The 15407-nt window shown below is 38.6% G+C and carries 14 protein-coding genes; 12 read left to right on the top strand and 2 right to left on the bottom strand.

Annotated features, from left to right (window positions below):
- Window positions 1–560 precede the first annotated feature (560 nt).
- The 11 genes from ACM0OY_RS36530 to ACM0OY_RS36580 all read left to right on the top strand — a co-directional run bounded on the left by ACM0OY_RS36530 (window position 561) and on the right by ACM0OY_RS36580 (window position 11995).
- Window positions 561–1841, top strand: a complete 1281-nt coding sequence (locus ACM0OY_RS36530; RefSeq protein ID WP_414573610.1) for an ISAzo13 family transposase — start codon at window positions 561–563, stop codon at window positions 1839–1841.
- 835 nt (window positions 1842–2676) lie between these two features.
- Window positions 2677–4425 carry a calcium-binding protein gene (locus ACM0OY_RS36535; RefSeq protein WP_414573611.1) on the top strand — a complete coding sequence of 583 codons (1749 nt, stop codon included), beginning with the start codon at window positions 2677–2679 and terminating at the stop codon, window positions 4423–4425.
- A gap of 213 nt (window positions 4426–4638) precedes the next feature.
- Window positions 4639–5676 (top strand): calcium-binding protein, encoded by a 1038-nt coding sequence (locus ACM0OY_RS36540; RefSeq protein WP_414573612.1) that lies wholly within the window; start codon window positions 4639–4641, stop codon window positions 5674–5676.
- Window positions 5677–5930: 254 nt separating this feature from the next.
- Entirely contained in the window at window positions 5931–6308 is a 378-nt protein-coding gene (locus ACM0OY_RS36545) for a hypothetical protein (protein ID WP_414573613.1), read from the top strand.
- Window positions 6305–7300, top strand: coding sequence for a beta-ketoacyl-ACP synthase III (locus ACM0OY_RS36550; protein WP_414573614.1), 996 nt, complete (start codon window positions 6305–6307; stop codon window positions 7298–7300). The genes ACM0OY_RS36545 and ACM0OY_RS36550 overlap by 4 nt, the downstream gene beginning before the upstream one ends.
- Before the next feature lie 52 nt (window positions 7301–7352).
- A complete protein-coding gene (locus tag ACM0OY_RS36555) occupies window positions 7353–7754 on the top strand; it encodes a holo-ACP synthase (protein WP_414573615.1) in 402 nt (133 codons plus the stop codon).
- 30 nt (window positions 7755–7784) lie between these two features.
- On the top strand, window positions 7785–8567 hold the full coding sequence (locus ACM0OY_RS36560; protein ID WP_414573616.1) for an alpha/beta hydrolase: 783 nt from the start codon (window positions 7785–7787) through the stop codon (window positions 8565–8567).
- Window positions 8568–8693: 126 nt separating this feature from the next.
- On the top strand, window positions 8694–8969 hold the full coding sequence (locus ACM0OY_RS36565; protein ID WP_414573617.1) for a phosphopantetheine-binding protein: 276 nt from the start codon (window positions 8694–8696) through the stop codon (window positions 8967–8969).
- A gap of 271 nt (window positions 8970–9240) precedes the next feature.
- Window positions 9241–10206 carry an ACP S-malonyltransferase gene (gene fabD / locus ACM0OY_RS36570; protein ID WP_414573618.1) on the top strand — a complete coding sequence of 322 codons (966 nt, stop codon included), beginning with the start codon at window positions 9241–9243 and terminating at the stop codon, window positions 10204–10206.
- A 69-nt stretch (window positions 10207–10275) separates the two neighbouring features.
- The gene (locus tag ACM0OY_RS36575) at window positions 10276–10569 is read left to right on the top strand and encodes a DUF1330 domain-containing protein (protein WP_414573619.1); all 294 of its coding nucleotides are present in this window, start codon (window positions 10276–10278) and stop codon (window positions 10567–10569) included.
- Window positions 10570–10657: 88 nt separating this feature from the next.
- Window positions 10658–11995 (top strand): FAD-dependent oxidoreductase, encoded by a 1338-nt coding sequence (locus ACM0OY_RS36580; RefSeq protein WP_414573620.1) that lies wholly within the window; start codon window positions 10658–10660, stop codon window positions 11993–11995.
- A gap of 320 nt (window positions 11996–12315) precedes the next feature.
- Here the strand turns inward: ACM0OY_RS36580 and ACM0OY_RS36585 are convergent, their stop codons facing one another.
- Window positions 12316–12600, bottom strand: coding sequence for a hypothetical protein (locus ACM0OY_RS36585; RefSeq protein WP_414573621.1), 285 nt, complete (start codon window positions 12598–12600; stop codon window positions 12316–12318).
- Between the two features lie 327 nt (window positions 12601–12927).
- Here ACM0OY_RS36585 and ACM0OY_RS36590 point away from each other — a divergent pair, with 327 nt between their 5' ends.
- Window positions 12928–15237, top strand: coding sequence for an FUSC family protein (locus ACM0OY_RS36590; protein ID WP_414573622.1), 2310 nt, complete (start codon window positions 12928–12930; stop codon window positions 15235–15237).
- Here the strand turns inward: ACM0OY_RS36590 and ACM0OY_RS36595 are convergent.
- Complete coding sequence (locus ACM0OY_RS36595; protein WP_414573623.1) at window positions 15203–15403, bottom strand: left-handed beta-roll domain-containing protein; 201 nt, start codon at window positions 15401–15403, stop codon at window positions 15203–15205. The two genes, ACM0OY_RS36590 and ACM0OY_RS36595, sit on opposite strands and share 35 nt — an antisense overlap.
- Window positions 15404–15407 lie beyond the last annotated feature (4 nt).

The raw sequence follows: 15407 nt of genomic DNA on the forward strand, positions 1-15407 counted from the left end.
GTTTTTTCTTTCCCCCTTTCCCCTTCCCCTTTTCCCCTTAACCGACAAGTATTGCTAGTTATCCTACTTGTAGCGGCTTTCAATTCAATGGAATACACCCTAAAAATTAACTTATTGTAGGGGCGCACAGCTAGCTGTGCGCCCCTAAAGTAGTCTATTCAACTGCAAATTGCTATAGGACTCCTATTTGATTTTTGAGAAGCCAGGTACACTTAATCTTCTAGAATCCTTCTGCCTGTTGCCTTTTCCCTCTTGCCTATCTACGCAAAGAATTTCAGTAATCAAACCGGATTCCTATATAAATGTGAAACGGCTTCTCAAACCTGTTTGACTTCCCAATACTGTATTCTGAATTATGCTCTATTTTAGATATGTTCGCCCTGGGGATAAACCCTTCTTAACCTTTCACTAATCCTTTTTATAATACTCATTAAATAATTAAAAATATCTCTGAAACAGAGATTATTAAAAAAGTCTTAACCTATTAGCGAAGAAATATGCATAAAATCTTAAACATTGTCTGATAAATTTTAGGTGTTTAGGATATTTAGGATTGCTGTATGTCAGCAAGTGACTTTCTCAAATCTAAATTTGATTCCCTTTACCCGCATCTCAACGAGAGATCGATACGTCTGTGGGCTGCCGCAGAAGCTATTGCATTGGGCAGAGGTGGGATTACGCAAGTTTCTCAAGCAACAGGTCTCTCACCAAAAACGATTCGGGTCGGAATTCGTGAACTGGAAATTAAGCCAGATACTCGGATTAAAAACACTCAATTTACCGAGAAAATTAGATGTAAAGGAGGGGGTAGAAAACGTCTGCTAGAAATTGACCAAACCTTAATTCCAGACCTGGAGGCATTAATTCAACCACTAAGTTGTGGATATTCAGAATCTCCTCTACGTTGGACTTCTGAAAGCACCACTAAAATAGCTGAGAAATTGCGGACGAAGGGTCATGTTATCAGTCCGAGAAAAGTTGCTTCTTTATTGTGTCAACTGGGTTACAGGCTACAAAACAACCGTAAAACCAAAGAAGGAGACTCTCAGTCAGACCGGGATTTTCAATTTCAGCATATTCATGACCAAGTGCAAAACTTTCAGGCCCGTGGTCAACTTATCATCTCACTTGACATTAAGAAAAAAGAAGCGATCGGCAAGTATAATAACGATGTCCAAGAATGGCAATCTCAAAAAGAATTCGTCAAGGATAAAGCTGATTATTTTACCGAACATGAACTGTTAAATTTTGTTCCATATGAAGCTTATAACTTAACTACAAACCAGGAATGGGTCAGTGTGGGAATTAATCAGGACACCGCAGAGGTCGCTGTTGAATCAATTCATCGCTGGTGGCAAGATATGGGGAAAAAAATGTACAAATATGCTACAGAACTGTTGATTATAGCAGACTGTAGTGAAGCCGATGAATATTACTTGCGGTTATGGAAAGCCCAACTCCAGAGACTTGCTAACACATTTAAACTTATCATCGAGGTTGCACATTTTCCTCCTGGCACAACTAAATGGAACAACATAGAACATCGGATGTTTTGTCTGATTACAGAAAACTGGAAAGGTAGACCGTTAACCATTAAAGAAGTAATAATTAATCTAATTAGTACTCCTACCACCAATAAAGAACTGATAATTAAAACTCCACACGAGCAAAATAAGTTTCAGACAGGCACGAATATCACTGACAAAAAATTGTCAACAGTCTTTCTACAAAAGCCTGAGTTCCATAATGACTGGAACTACCGATTTATACCTCAAAATGCTTTGGAATTATGCTCTCCATTGAAAATGGGTAGCACACTCTTTGAGATAGACAAGGAATAGAAACTACACAGATCGGAATTAGTTATAGTTGCATGAGTTGTTCTGAATTTATACATAACTAGTCATGCAACTTTACCAAAGATTTGAACAAAAGACACTACTTGAATAGCTATCTACATTTACGGCCTTGCATAGTTGCGGGATGATTTTGGAATTTACACAACAATAATCTCTGTGTTTGTTGTGTCTTTGCCTCAGCCTCAATCATTCTACTAGTATTCAGCAACGCTTTTCCTGAAGCTTGATTCAATTTTATCTGATGTAACCTTCCATAGTTCTTACTTTAACAGTCAATAGCATTTTTGACAATCCCAACCTAATTTTAATCTACTGATATGACTATAAATCCCGAATCTGACATCTTTTTTAAAAGCTAACGAGCTTCCAAAATAAGTAACTTATTTCTGCGCGATTACTAATGGTCAAACTTACTTGAACAGACATTCTAGTTATGTTATTGTAGTTTCGTAAAGATTAATTTCGCCAGAGTAAACAATGCTAAACAACAGTTAAGCCAAAATTACATGGTTAGCATTGCCTAGTACTCTTCCTGATTTAAGTTTTTTTCAGCAAAATAGCTCAATTCCATGACAGCAGTTCTAAATTTTGTAGTGCTGTAGGGTTAGTAGTGTTCAATTCTTAGCTCTTGTAAAACAATACCTATAGGTATTGATCTAAGGCTACTGAATTTATCTGCATTAAGTGGAATTTGAGTAGCGTAATTCTTGTCTGTTTCTATCAAAGCTTACGCATTAAAAGCTTCCTATTTTGGTAGCTTCAATGTGTCTATTCTCATAATTTGCAACCACAACTCATAAGAGCTAGAAAGGCAAAAATGGCAAGAAAATTCAATGTCGGAACTCAAGAAAATGATTCTATCCTGCTGATAGCATCACAAGATAATAATACTGTTATTGCCCTGGCAGGTGATGACATAATCTCTACTGGATTAGGGAATGACTTTATTAATGCAGGTACTGGCAATGATGTTGTTAGTTCTGGAGATGGAAACGACGTTATCGACGCAGGCGACGGTGATGACGTAATTGACGGACAAGAAGGTAATGATTTTATAAATGCTGGAGCCGGAAACGACTTGATTGACGGTGGTCTTGGCAACGATATCATCAGATCTGGAACTGGCAACAACAATATCAATGGTGGTTCTGGCGACGACATTATTTATCTTGCAGGTGAATCAAACACAGTTTTTGCTGAAGCTGGCGATGACAAGATCTTTGGTGGTGATAGTGTAGATGTCGTTGATACGGGTGACGGTGACGACATTGCTTTTGGTGGTGGTGGAGATGACTATTTGACAGGTCAAGGTGGTAGCGATCGCCTTAATGGTGGGCTTGGTAATGACTTAATAGAAGGCGGAAGCGGAGATGACCAGCTTTCCGGAAATGTAGGTAATGACGTAGTATTTGGCAATGATGGCACAGATACCTTGAATGGTGATGCCGGGAACGATGTCCTCAATGGCGGTCAAGGAAATGACGTGCTGAAGGGTGGTACTGACAATGACACTCTGATTGGCGGTGATGGCAACGACGAACTGCAAGGCGGTAGTGGCAGCGATACACTAATTGGCGTCAATAACGATGCTAATTCTAGCTTTGGACAGGGCGATATTGACGTTCTCACAGGGGGTCTTAGCGCAGATACTTTTGTTCTGGGTGACAAAAACACTGTTTACTACAGTGATGGTAAGCCAGGATCTTTTGGATTTGAAGATTACGCCGTTATCAAAGATTTTGAATCTGGAGTTGATAGTATCCAACTTAAAGGTTCAGCATCAAATTACTCATTGGTTGCATCTTTTGGGGATCTCCCAAGTGGAACAGCTATATACTATTTTGACAGTTCAAATATTCTTACTGAACTGATTGGTGTCATTGAAGGACAACCACTAGCTAATTTCAATCTGAATAATACCAGTCAGTTCTCTTTTGTAAATGACTCATCCACAAGCATATTCATTGAAAATGCTGGCTTTGAAGAGCCAGAATTGGAAGATGGAAGCTTTAATATTGCAGACGTACCTGGTTGGGTAGTCTACGATCCCAATGGCTACATACCTGAAAATCCCAACGGAATCGAGACTTCCAATTATGATGTATTAGATCCCAACACCGAATACTTCATTAATGAAGCACCAGAAGGTGAAAACGTTGCCGATCTTTATGTAGTTCAACCCCCTGGAAGTGGTGGTGTTTTAGGTCTATTCCAAGAACTCGATACTGTTTTAACAGCCAATACCGAATATACCCTACAGGTAGAAGTAGGTAATATCGGAGGTATCTATATCGGAATTGACTTGAGTGGTTTCCCTGGATATCGTGTGGAATTGCTAGCAGGCGATACAGTTATCGCATCTGACAATAATAGCGTATTCATTGAAGATAAAACCTTTGAAACCTCCACGGTAAAATTCACTGCTACCGAATCAAACCCCTATTTAGGTCAGAATTTAGGCATCCGATTGATCAATCTCATAGAAGGGCCTGGGTTGGTAGTTAATTTTGACGACGTTCGCTTAACTGCACAAACACTACCAGATATATCTGCGTCAAATAGTTAGGCTAATCGTCGTCTGTTTTTTTTCCAAAACTCATATCATTTCCGGCTAATCACTTGTGATTAAAATCTCTCAGCCTCCCGGCGTCAGTCTTAATGAGAAGTATCCAACTGGACTTGATATTACACATCTTCCTGGATATGTGGGCATTGACTCTAATGTGAATGCGTAAATCCGGATCTCTCGAACAACAATCTACAAAAGGAAAAAGCAAAAATGGCAAGCTTATTTATTACCGGAACTGAAGGTGATGACTTTATCATTCAGATCGCCTCAGAGGATGATATCACTGTTAATGCCCTTGGAGGTAATGACATCATCTCTACTGGAAGCGGCAACGACTTGATTTATGCAGGTAGTGGGGACGACATTATTCCCTCTAGAGAAGGCGACGATACTATTTATGCAGGTGATGGCAACGATTTGGTTCCTGGGCAAGAAGGTAATGATTTTATAGATGGTGGTGCGGGTAACGACCTTCTTGGAGGTGGGCCTGGCAACGATATCATCATATCTGGTACTGGCAACGATACGATCATTGGTGGTGCTGGTAACGACATTATCTATCTTGCAGGTGAAGTCAACGTAGTCTTTGCTGAGGGTGACAATGACATTATCTATGGTGGTGATGGCGTTGATCTGGTTGATGCAGGTGACGGTAATGATAGTGTTTTTGCTGGTGCTGGAGATGACTTTTTTACTGGTGAAGGTGGTAACGATATACTCAATGGTCAACTCGGTAACGATACCGTAGTTGGCGGTAGAGGAGATGATCGGCTGTTTGGCGATGTCGGTAACGACATACTTTTTGGAAATGATGGCACAGACTTATTAAATGGTGGCGCTGGAAACGATTCTTTAGATGCTGGTGCAGGAGCAGACAGACTAATTGGTGCCAATACCACTTCTGGCTTTGGCAAGGGTGAGATTGACGTTCTCACAGGTGGTAAAGGAAGAGATACTTTCGTTCTGGGTGATAAGAATGCTGTTTACTACAATGACGGCAATACATCATCTGCTGGAAATACAGATTACGCTCTGATCACAGACTTCCAATTAGGTAGCGATCGCATCGAACTCAAAGGGCCAGCATCAAATTATTTATTGGTTCAATCTTTTGGTAATGTTCCAAGTGGAACATCTATCTTATTTACTGGCGGTTCCAACATTATTCCTGAACTTATTGGTGTCATTGAAGGACAAGTAGCTACAACTTTCAATCTCAATAATACTAGCCAGTTTTCTTTTGTTTAACGTCAGTTAAAGAGGCTAAAAGGCTGAGATTTAAAGTTAAAACTTAGACCAGGCAAGCTTTTTTATGACGTAGGCAACTTATGTTTTTGATGAGAATAGTTGTGGTACTTAGTACCACAACTCCTCACAAAACTTGAAGAAAGTTCGAGTCAATTAAGATTTCAGTGAGAACGTAGCTATCATAGTTGCGTTGCATGACACTGATTACCAAATCATAGCTTTAATTAAAATTGTTACCCCACTTTACAAAAATTATGAATAGCTCTATGCTGGAATCAAAGCCGAATTTAGAAAGTTGCGATATTCAAAAAGCAGTTAAAATTCTTGGTTTAGAAATTTCTGATGGAGAATTGGATGAACTCAAGTCCGGCAATAATATTTCACTTAAAAGCAGAGATTTAAGTGAAATTGGCTCAGTATTCATCCTTGCAGAAGCTGTTTTAAGAACCAAAATAGTTAAAGTTAAAAACGTTACCTTTGACGATTTACAAAAGGTAACAGCAGACTTTTCACAGCACTCCGGAATTCCAATTTATTGCTGGGACTCTGAAAGTAGCGGTAAGTGCTGTCTTTTACTAACTCTAGTAGATGGTAAACCTAACATCCGATTGTCAAGGGGGAGGTCAAATTGATACCTGTAAAGTTATCTGCTTTGGGAATTTATCTACCAACTCAGGTGATGACAAACCACGATCTAGCTAAAATTGTCGATACATCTGATGAGTGGATTCGTAGAAGAACTGGGATAATTGAGCGGCGAATCGCTTCTAGTGAGGAAAGCACATCTAGTTTGGCAACAGCAGCTGCCAAACAAGTTTTGGATAAACACGGTATCGAATTACTAGAAGTCGAAATGATTTTAGTGGCAACTATGATGCCTGATATGCCATTCCCATCAGTTGCTTGTAAGGTACAAGATAATATAGGCGCTTTTAATGCCTTTGCTTTTGATATATCTGCGGCCTGTTCCGGATTTGTCTATGGTCTGGAAACAGCAGCTTCTTTCATCAAAGCTGGTGCAGTTCGTAATGCCTTGGTTATAGGTGCAGAAGTTCTTTCCAGATGTATAGATTGGCAAGATCGTTCTACATGTGTGTTGTTTGGAGATGGCGCTGGAGCAGCTTTACTGGAGTCAGGGGAAGAAAATTGTTTTCTAGCTTCTGTACTGCGTACTGATGGTTCAGGTCAGGATCTATTGTATATGCCTGGTGGCGGAACTAAACAGCCGACTTCAGTTCAAACTTTGGAAAACAGACAACATTTTCTGAAAATGAATGGCCCAGAACTATTTCAAGCCGTAGTGCCTATCGTATGCGATGCCATCACCGATACTTGTAATAAAGCTCAGATTTCCATTGAAGATGTTGAATTGATTATTCCCCATCAGGCTAACATTCATATTATTGAAGAAGTAGCCGTGTATTTGGGAATTCCAATTGAGCGTTTCATGTGCAATCTTCACAAATATGGAAATACCTCTGCGGCTTCAATTCCACTTGCTTTATTTGATGCTGTTCAAGAAGGAAAAATTGTCGCAGGCGATTATGTGATGATGGTTGGGTTTGGAGCAGGGCTAACTTGTGGGGCCAGTTTAATTCGCTGGGATAAATCCTTTGTTTGCTAGAGAATCGTTTAGATATTACAAAGAGAAAATGTTTATAGAAGACAAAATTTGTGTGTCTTCTGTTCAGTCAGCAATTCAAGTCAAGACCGGAATAGATATTATTTCGATCGAAGATATCAAAGATTTAGTGGATGCACCGATAGGAGTCTGGCTGACAGAGCGAGAGTGGAAAGATGCTTTAGCTCTTGGCAATGAAAATCATCGACTTCAAAGATTAGCAGGAAAATTCGCTTGTAAAGAAGCAATTCTTAAGGTTTTGGAAGCGGGTATTAGTCAAATTGAACTGGTTGATATAGAAATTTTACATAATGTTTCTGGAAAACCAATTGTTTTTTTACATGATACTGCTCTCCAATTTTGGCAACAAATTTCAGCTAGTCACTTGGATGTCAGCATTAGCCATGACAAAGATTTTGCGATGGCGATCGCCATTGCAATATGTTTAAAAAATTGAAGATTTAAATACTAAAAAAGGTGTTACAATATGTCAAAGATGGAAGCATTTGTTTTCCAAAATAAGCGGGGACAAAACCTTGTAGGTGTTTTACATCATGGACAAGGAAATGAGCCTAGACCTTGTTTAATTGTTTGTCACGGTTTTGCAGGTACTAAAATTGGTGGAAGTCGCCGTTTTGTAGAATTTGCTCGCCATGCAATCAAACAGAATTTCTCAATATTCCGATTTGATTTTGCAGGTTCAGGTGATAGTGATGGTGATTTAGTAGACCTGACTTTAGACAGAGAATTAGAAGATTTAGAAGCTGCAATTGATCTAGTTGCCACCATAGATAGTATTGACCCAAATGCCATTGGATTAGTTGGACATTGCTTAGGTGCGGTAACTGTTATCCGAGAAAGTGCGAGACATTCAAGGATATATAAAACTGTCGCCTGGGCACCGTTTACTGATTTAGCAGGTACTGTTATGCGCTTGATAGGTGAAGATTCATTTTCTGTTTTAGAAGACGGCGATGAAGCCGAATTTATCTACCACGGAGAACTGATGAAATGTGGGCCGGCAATTCTCACACAATCTCCTGAGCTTGATATGTTCAAAGAGATTGAACAAGTCAATCAGCCTTTATTAATTATTCATGGAACTGAAGATGCAACAGTTCCTTTACAAGAAGTTAAGCAATTAGTAGAGCAAGTGCAAATAACTTCTAAAAATCCACCCAAATTACAGATAATAGAGGGAGCGCATCATTCTTTTCCATTCCATCAGCAAGAATTGTTTGAGCTAACAATTGATTGGTTTAATAAATAAATTAGCTCTATTTGTCATCAGTTATTTACAATAGATAACCGACAAAGGACAAATATAACCAATAATTATGCAATTTAAATTGCATAATATCTGAACTACGACCTCTAAACATAAAAGGAGAAAAATATGGTTGCTATCAATGAAAAACCCACTCAAGTACAAGCAGTTTCTTTTGATGATTTTTGTAATGCTGTTGCCCAAAGATTAAACATAGACCCAAATAAACTTTGTCCTGATGCTTATTGGGTAGATGATGTAGGGATATCTTCTGTAGATATTGTCAAAATTGTGATGCTAATACGTCAAAAATTTCATGTGAAGATATCCACAACTCAAGCCGGAAAAATAAAAACTGTAGAAAATGCTTATCAATTACTGGAATCAGGATTAAATAATAAGTAGCATAAATTTAATTCCTGACAATCAAACAATTTTGGATTTGAGATTTTAGATTTACACAATACTTGCCTGTTGCACATTACCACTCTTTAAGTAGGGGCTTAAATAAAGAATTTTAAATTATTCCGAAATAGCTTTTTCTCAAAGAGTAAGTACAAAATCAGTGGATGCTATCCGATATTCCATGCAAACAGATACTTGTAGAATTTAAATTTTTAATCTACAATCCAAAATTTAAAATATAAAATTTGCAAATGTAGGTGTTGTTTTAACCATGAAAAAATTAAGAACAGCTGATTATGCCTTAGTTTTTCCAGGACAAGGTTCTCAATATGTGGGAATGGGTTTAGAGATTTTTAAGGAGTTCATATCAGCAGAAAAAATTTTTGAGTCTGCCGAAGAAGTTAGCAAGTTAGATATTCGCAATCTATGTTTTTTTGGTGATGAAGAAAACTTGATGGAAACTTCCATCACACAACCCTGCTTACTAGCGACAAATATAGCACTATACACTGTCTTTCAAGAGCATTTTTCCAAAAAACCAAAATTTATTTGTGGACATAGTGCTGGCGAATATTCTGCATTAGTGGCTGCTGGAGTATTATCTTTTGCAGATGCTATGAGTTTGCTCCAAGTTAGGGGAGCTTTAATGTCAAAAACTCAGGAGGGTGGTATGGTAGCCCTCAAAGGAGTTACATTCGAGCAAGCAGAAAAATTATGCAAAGAGAATGTCCAACCAGGTGGTGTATTAGTTCCTGCTAACTTGAACTCACCAGAACAAATTGTGATATCTGGTGATATGGATTCTATAGAAGAAGCTCTTGTTTTTGCTTTTGAAAATAATGTGAAAGCTGTTCCTTTACCTGTTTCTGGAGCATTTCATTCTCCTTTAATGCAAGAGGCTGCACAAAATCTTTCTCATATAATTAGTAATTTACAATTCAATGATGCTGGTATACCTGTGATTTCAAATGTGACAGCAAAGCCAGTAATTAACGGTTATGAATGGAGCCAGTTATTAGAGCAACAAATAACTGCTGCTGTTCTTTGGGAGTCTTCAATACGTTATATTTACGAAAATGGGATTGAAGTTTTTGTTGAAATGGGGCCAGGAAAAGTTTTATCAAAGTTAATCAAAAAAATTGTTCCTTCTGCTGTAACTTTGAATGTAGAGAATGTTACATCTTTGCAGGAAACATTGCTCCAATTAGAACAAATTTTTGACCGACAACTTGTCTAATCTAGACTTTTGCAAGAAGTCTAATAATTGCAAATACATTTTACTAAAATAAATGGTAGAGGAAGATTAATGGTTCATGTATTGGTCACATTAATACCTAATCCTCATGCGTCAGAAGCCGCTGAGAATTATAAAAAACGGGCTGTAGCAATTCGTGATGAATATGGAGCAGAAGTAGTTTTACGTATGCAGGCCAAAGAACGATTGCTAGGTTCTTTTGAAGAAGAATCTATCCGAGTTTTAAAATTTCCTTCTGTTGACCATGTACGAGGATGGCTAACAGATCCACGTTACTTGGAAGTTTTGCCATTTCGAGACCAAGCTTATCACAAAGTAACTATTACTGTTTTAGAAGATTTGTGATGACGAAAGACTTTTGACAACCAAAAGACAAATATTTCTCAAGCCATTTAGAACTTTTATATCTCATAAACACAATCAGAGGTGGATCATGAATTTGAATACATATGCAGTTGTTGGTAGTGGTGCTACTGGTATTGCTGTAACTTACTATCTACGACAACGTGGTTTCAATGTTGAATTAATTGAGCAAGATGATGCTATTGGTGGACGTATTCGCCCATTCCTCTTAGGAGACCGGCCTGTACAATTGGGAGGAAAAAATATTGGTAGAAGTTACCGTCTTTTTAGAGAGTTTACAGCAGCAATGGGTAACAATCCCTATGAATTTTTCGGGCTGAATTCTTCTCAAGTTCAGAACAATAAATTATTGACTTTAGATAATAATCGCCGCGTTCAAGCTACCTTGGAATTTATGAGCCAAGGTACTCCTAGAGATATTTGGCGGTTTTGGAATGTTTGTGGAGCTGTGATACGAAACATACAAAATGGTCTTTTGGGTGGCCCTTACTTCAATGACCTTTGTAGACGTATAGGAGATCAACCTCTGAGTGAATACTTCAGTTCTAAATTCTGTCAGGTTGTGATGCGACCTATGACTGTTCGGATGAATGGAGCAGAAACAGATGAAGCTTATGTTGGTAATTTGGGTAGTAATCTCCGCATGGTTCTTGACACTTACGACCAGTTGATTCATGGAATGCAACCTGTATTGGAGCAATTTGCTAAAACTGGGCCTTTGAGATTAAACAGCCGTGTAGAGTCTTTAATTGTACGCAATGGACGTGTTGCGGGTCTACGTTTACGGGATTCTTCTGGCGTGCAAGAAAGAGAGTATGCAGGTGTCATATTAGCAACTCCAGCAACAATTTCTTCTAAAATCGTCGCATCTCAAAACTCACAGCTATCTCAAATTTTAGACACTGTTAACTACTATCCTGTAACTGTGGTTGTAGCAGAATACGCCCGCGATATTTTCTCCAAGAAAGTACGCGCTTTAGTCTTTAATGACACATATCCTATTAGCAATGCGGGTGCTTATGGTATTAATGAGCGCAACGTAATTCGATACACGTTTAGTGGTCGCACAGGTCGCCGCTATATGAAGGATGGAGCTACTCCTGAAGAATTGATTCGTTTAGCAGAATCAGCTCTAAATGAACACGTTCCTATTAGTGGATCGGATCGCATCAAATATGTTGCGAAATATCATCCAGTTGGGTTGTGTGCTTATACTAGCAATTACAATCAATTTGCTAATAATCTCCAAACTCAACTTTCGCAACTACCAGGGCTTTTCCTCACAGGTGATTACATGAAAGGAGCATCTTTAGAAGCTTGCTTTGAAGCTGGTAAAACTTGTGCGGCTCAAGTAGTTCAAGCTCAGGAATTCCAAGTTTCACAAAAATCTGAATTGGCTGCAATTTAGCAGATAAGAGTTCAAAGACGTAGAGGATCACAATTTGAGAGGGCGGTGTTTTAATAACAGAAGCCCTCTCTTTTTTTTCTTTATTAATTGTTACTTAACGTGAATTCGACAGACCTCACCCACCCAGCCTCCCTCTGTGCAAAGAGTAAAGTGGATAATGTCACAATGACACATTGTGAGTTATGATTGCTATACCAGATGCTATTGAAGATGGCTTAAAAAAGCAAGTCCAAAAACAACTAATAACAAATGACAAAAAATTTTCATTTGTCCTGGTGTACATCATTCATGATTGCTAATTACTCGCTAGTGCAGTATTCCTAACAATCTATAATATTGCTTTGTCTTAATTGAACATCTTGCTCAAAAACTAAAAGCAAATCATCTACGGTTTTTTTGTACTGAAAACCATAATCTAACAAAGCTTCCTTTAAACTTTTTAACTGAGATTCGTCGATTTGATTTTTGAGGACTATCTCAATAGCTTCCTTGTTTACTGTAAAACTAAAATAGTCTTTGAACTCATTATAATCCCAGTTTAATTTTCGGGCTGCATTTAACTCAATGGCAGCTAATGTATCATCAAATTTTTTACTTCCAACCATAAATTTGTCTTAGTGCATGAGCTTAATTACATTTTAACAATTACAAGAGAGAAAAAACTAAATCTCAATATTAATGAGGAGTTAAGAAGGACGGCAAGATATTTATATTTAAAAAATCAACCTTTAGATAAATGTATAGAAGATAATTATAGAGTATGAATTTGTAGTTAATTTTTCTAAATATTTTAAATATTTTTGATAATAAAAAAATATCTCACTGTTCGCAGTCAACAGTCATCTTTGATATTACATTTATTCTCCACGTAGTTAAATCTAGGTAAAATGCTGTAAGAGACGATCGCTTTGTTATAGTCCCTAGCCTAAATAATGTCATTTACAGATAAACGCCCTCTGGGTTGGTTGTTACAGCAATTTCAACTCAAGCCAGGTAAACCCGACATTTTTTCTGGATTACGTAGCCTTTTGATACTATGCGTACCCATTGGAGTTGGAATTATTACTGGTCATGCTGCTACAAGTGCGATTGCCACTATGGCAGCTTGGTTTGTTGGTATGGTAAATGTTGAGGGCACTTACCGCCAAAAAGCGATCGCAATGAGCGCGGCAACCATTAGCATAACTGTGGTATTCTTCATTGCGAGTCTGGTTAGCAGTCATCTGTGGTTAGCTATCCCGGCAACATTCTTGGTAATATTTATTGCAGGCTTAGCAAGTCTCTACGGCAACGTGGCTGCATCTGTGGGCTTAGTCACTTCAATTATGTTTGTCATTGCCCTTGCTAAATTTGCTTCATTCTCTAATTTATCTACTCTTATCCAACAATGTGCGCTCTGTTTGGCTGGCGGAATCTGGACAACTGTTTTATCATCACTGCTGTGGGTGGTGCGTCCTGATGCACCTGTAAAGCAAGTAGTTGCTAAGTGTTATGACTCGTTGAGCAAATTTGTAGATTTGGCAAGGGAGAGGGCATTAAATCCACAGGATTTGCAAGAGTGGACGCAACAATTTTTGCAAGCTCAGGATATCGTCATTCAAGATTTGACATTTGCCCGTAGTGTCTGGACAGCTATGTGGACTAGGCAAAAAGGAGCTAATCTGCGGGGAAATTATTTACTGGTGTTAATTGAGGATGTAAATCAAATCCTTAATTCTGTTGTTGCATTGAGTGAATTGTTAGCGATCGCATCCACAGACCAATTATATTCTCAGCTGCAAAGAGAAATTGAGCAAGCGATCGAACAGTTGGTAATTGCTGTGCAAATGTTATCACAAGGAATTGTCAAAGAAAAAAACTTAGTTCAGTTGGGAGATTTAGACCGGACAATTGAAGCACTAGAACACCAATGGCAAGTTATTCGCGCTCAACTCCTCAATCAAACCATAAATCTTCAAACAGATGAATATGCCGAACTACTCAACCTGAAAAAGATTACAGCCAGTTTGGCAAACCTAGCACAGCAAATTCATACTGACGCAGAGATTATTGCAGATTTCAAACAGGGGAAACAGCGCCCCATTTCTCAGCGAAATATTTCTCCTCCAACTCAGTCAGAGAATTCTACAATTATTGATACGCTGCGAAATAACTTCACTTTTGATTCAGTTTTGTTTCGTCACGCGTTGCGTTTAGCATTGGTAACAACGGTTGCTGAATTGCTTGCCTCAGTATTGCAGCTGCCTAGAGGTTATTGGATAACGCTAACAGCTTTAGTTGCACTGAAGCCCAACTTTGGTGGAACCTCCGAGACAACGGTGCAAAGAGTCATCGGTACTATTTTGGGCGGAATTATTGGTATAGGTGTAATTTTATTAGTTAAGAATCAGTTGGCGATGTCTGCGACGGGTTACGCCTACGCACTTTGTTTTTTGCTGCTGGTGTTTACTGCAATGTCGGTGCGATCGTTAAGCTACAGCATATTCACTATACTGCTAACTCCCGCCATCATCTTATTACTCAATCTGATTAGTGCAGGTGACTGGAAAATTGGAATATTGCGTATCGTTGATAGCTTAGTTGGCGGTGTCTTAGCACTGCTTGGCAGCTATTTGCTTTTCCCTCGTTGGGAACGACAGCAACTTCCGGTACAACTAGAAAAGACAATTCGAGCAAATCTCGCTTACTTTCAGCAGGTAATAGCTAACTATCTCCATCCAGAACGCGGCGCATTTAATGATTCTATTAATATGCTACGTCATCAAGCGGCATTAGAAAACGCTAACGCTACCGCTGCCGCTCAAAGATTGTTCAGCGAACCTCGTCACGTCCAGGGAGAAATCGAACCTGTAATAACCTTGATGGTATACATTCGGAGCTTTTTCAGTTCAGTGACAACTCTGGCAGAACATATGCGGGAATTTAGCGGAGAGTACCAATTTACTGAACTCAACCGCCTGACGGATACGATTATTCAAGTTTTGGAAAACTTAGCAGATGCGCTGCAACAAAAGCAGCCACCCCAAAAGTTACCAGCATTGGATAACTATCTCGAAACAATTCACGGCCAAATTCAACAATTACATACTGTCCGATTATCAGAGATTGCCACAAATCCGAACAGTTTAACTACTCCTACATTACAAGCCGTTCGAGAACAAACTCCTCTATCTATAGAACTAGAGCGAATTGTTAATGAGATTAAAGTTATACACTGTGTAATTGCCCGGATGCAAGATTGAAGAAATCGGCTTTTTCAAACTGAATGTAAAAAACCTGCCTTTGAAAGCTTTTGTAAAGGGGGCTAAAGGGGATCGATGCAATTGAATTGTCACCCGATGCAATTGAATTGTCACCCGATGCAATTGAATTGTGACTCGATGCAATTGAATTGTGACTCGATGCAATTGAA

It is taken from the genome of Nostoc sp. CCY 9925, from assembly GCF_963920935.1.
In the GTDB taxonomy this organism is placed as follows: domain Bacteria; phylum Cyanobacteriota; class Cyanobacteriia; order Cyanobacteriales; family Nostocaceae; genus Nostoc.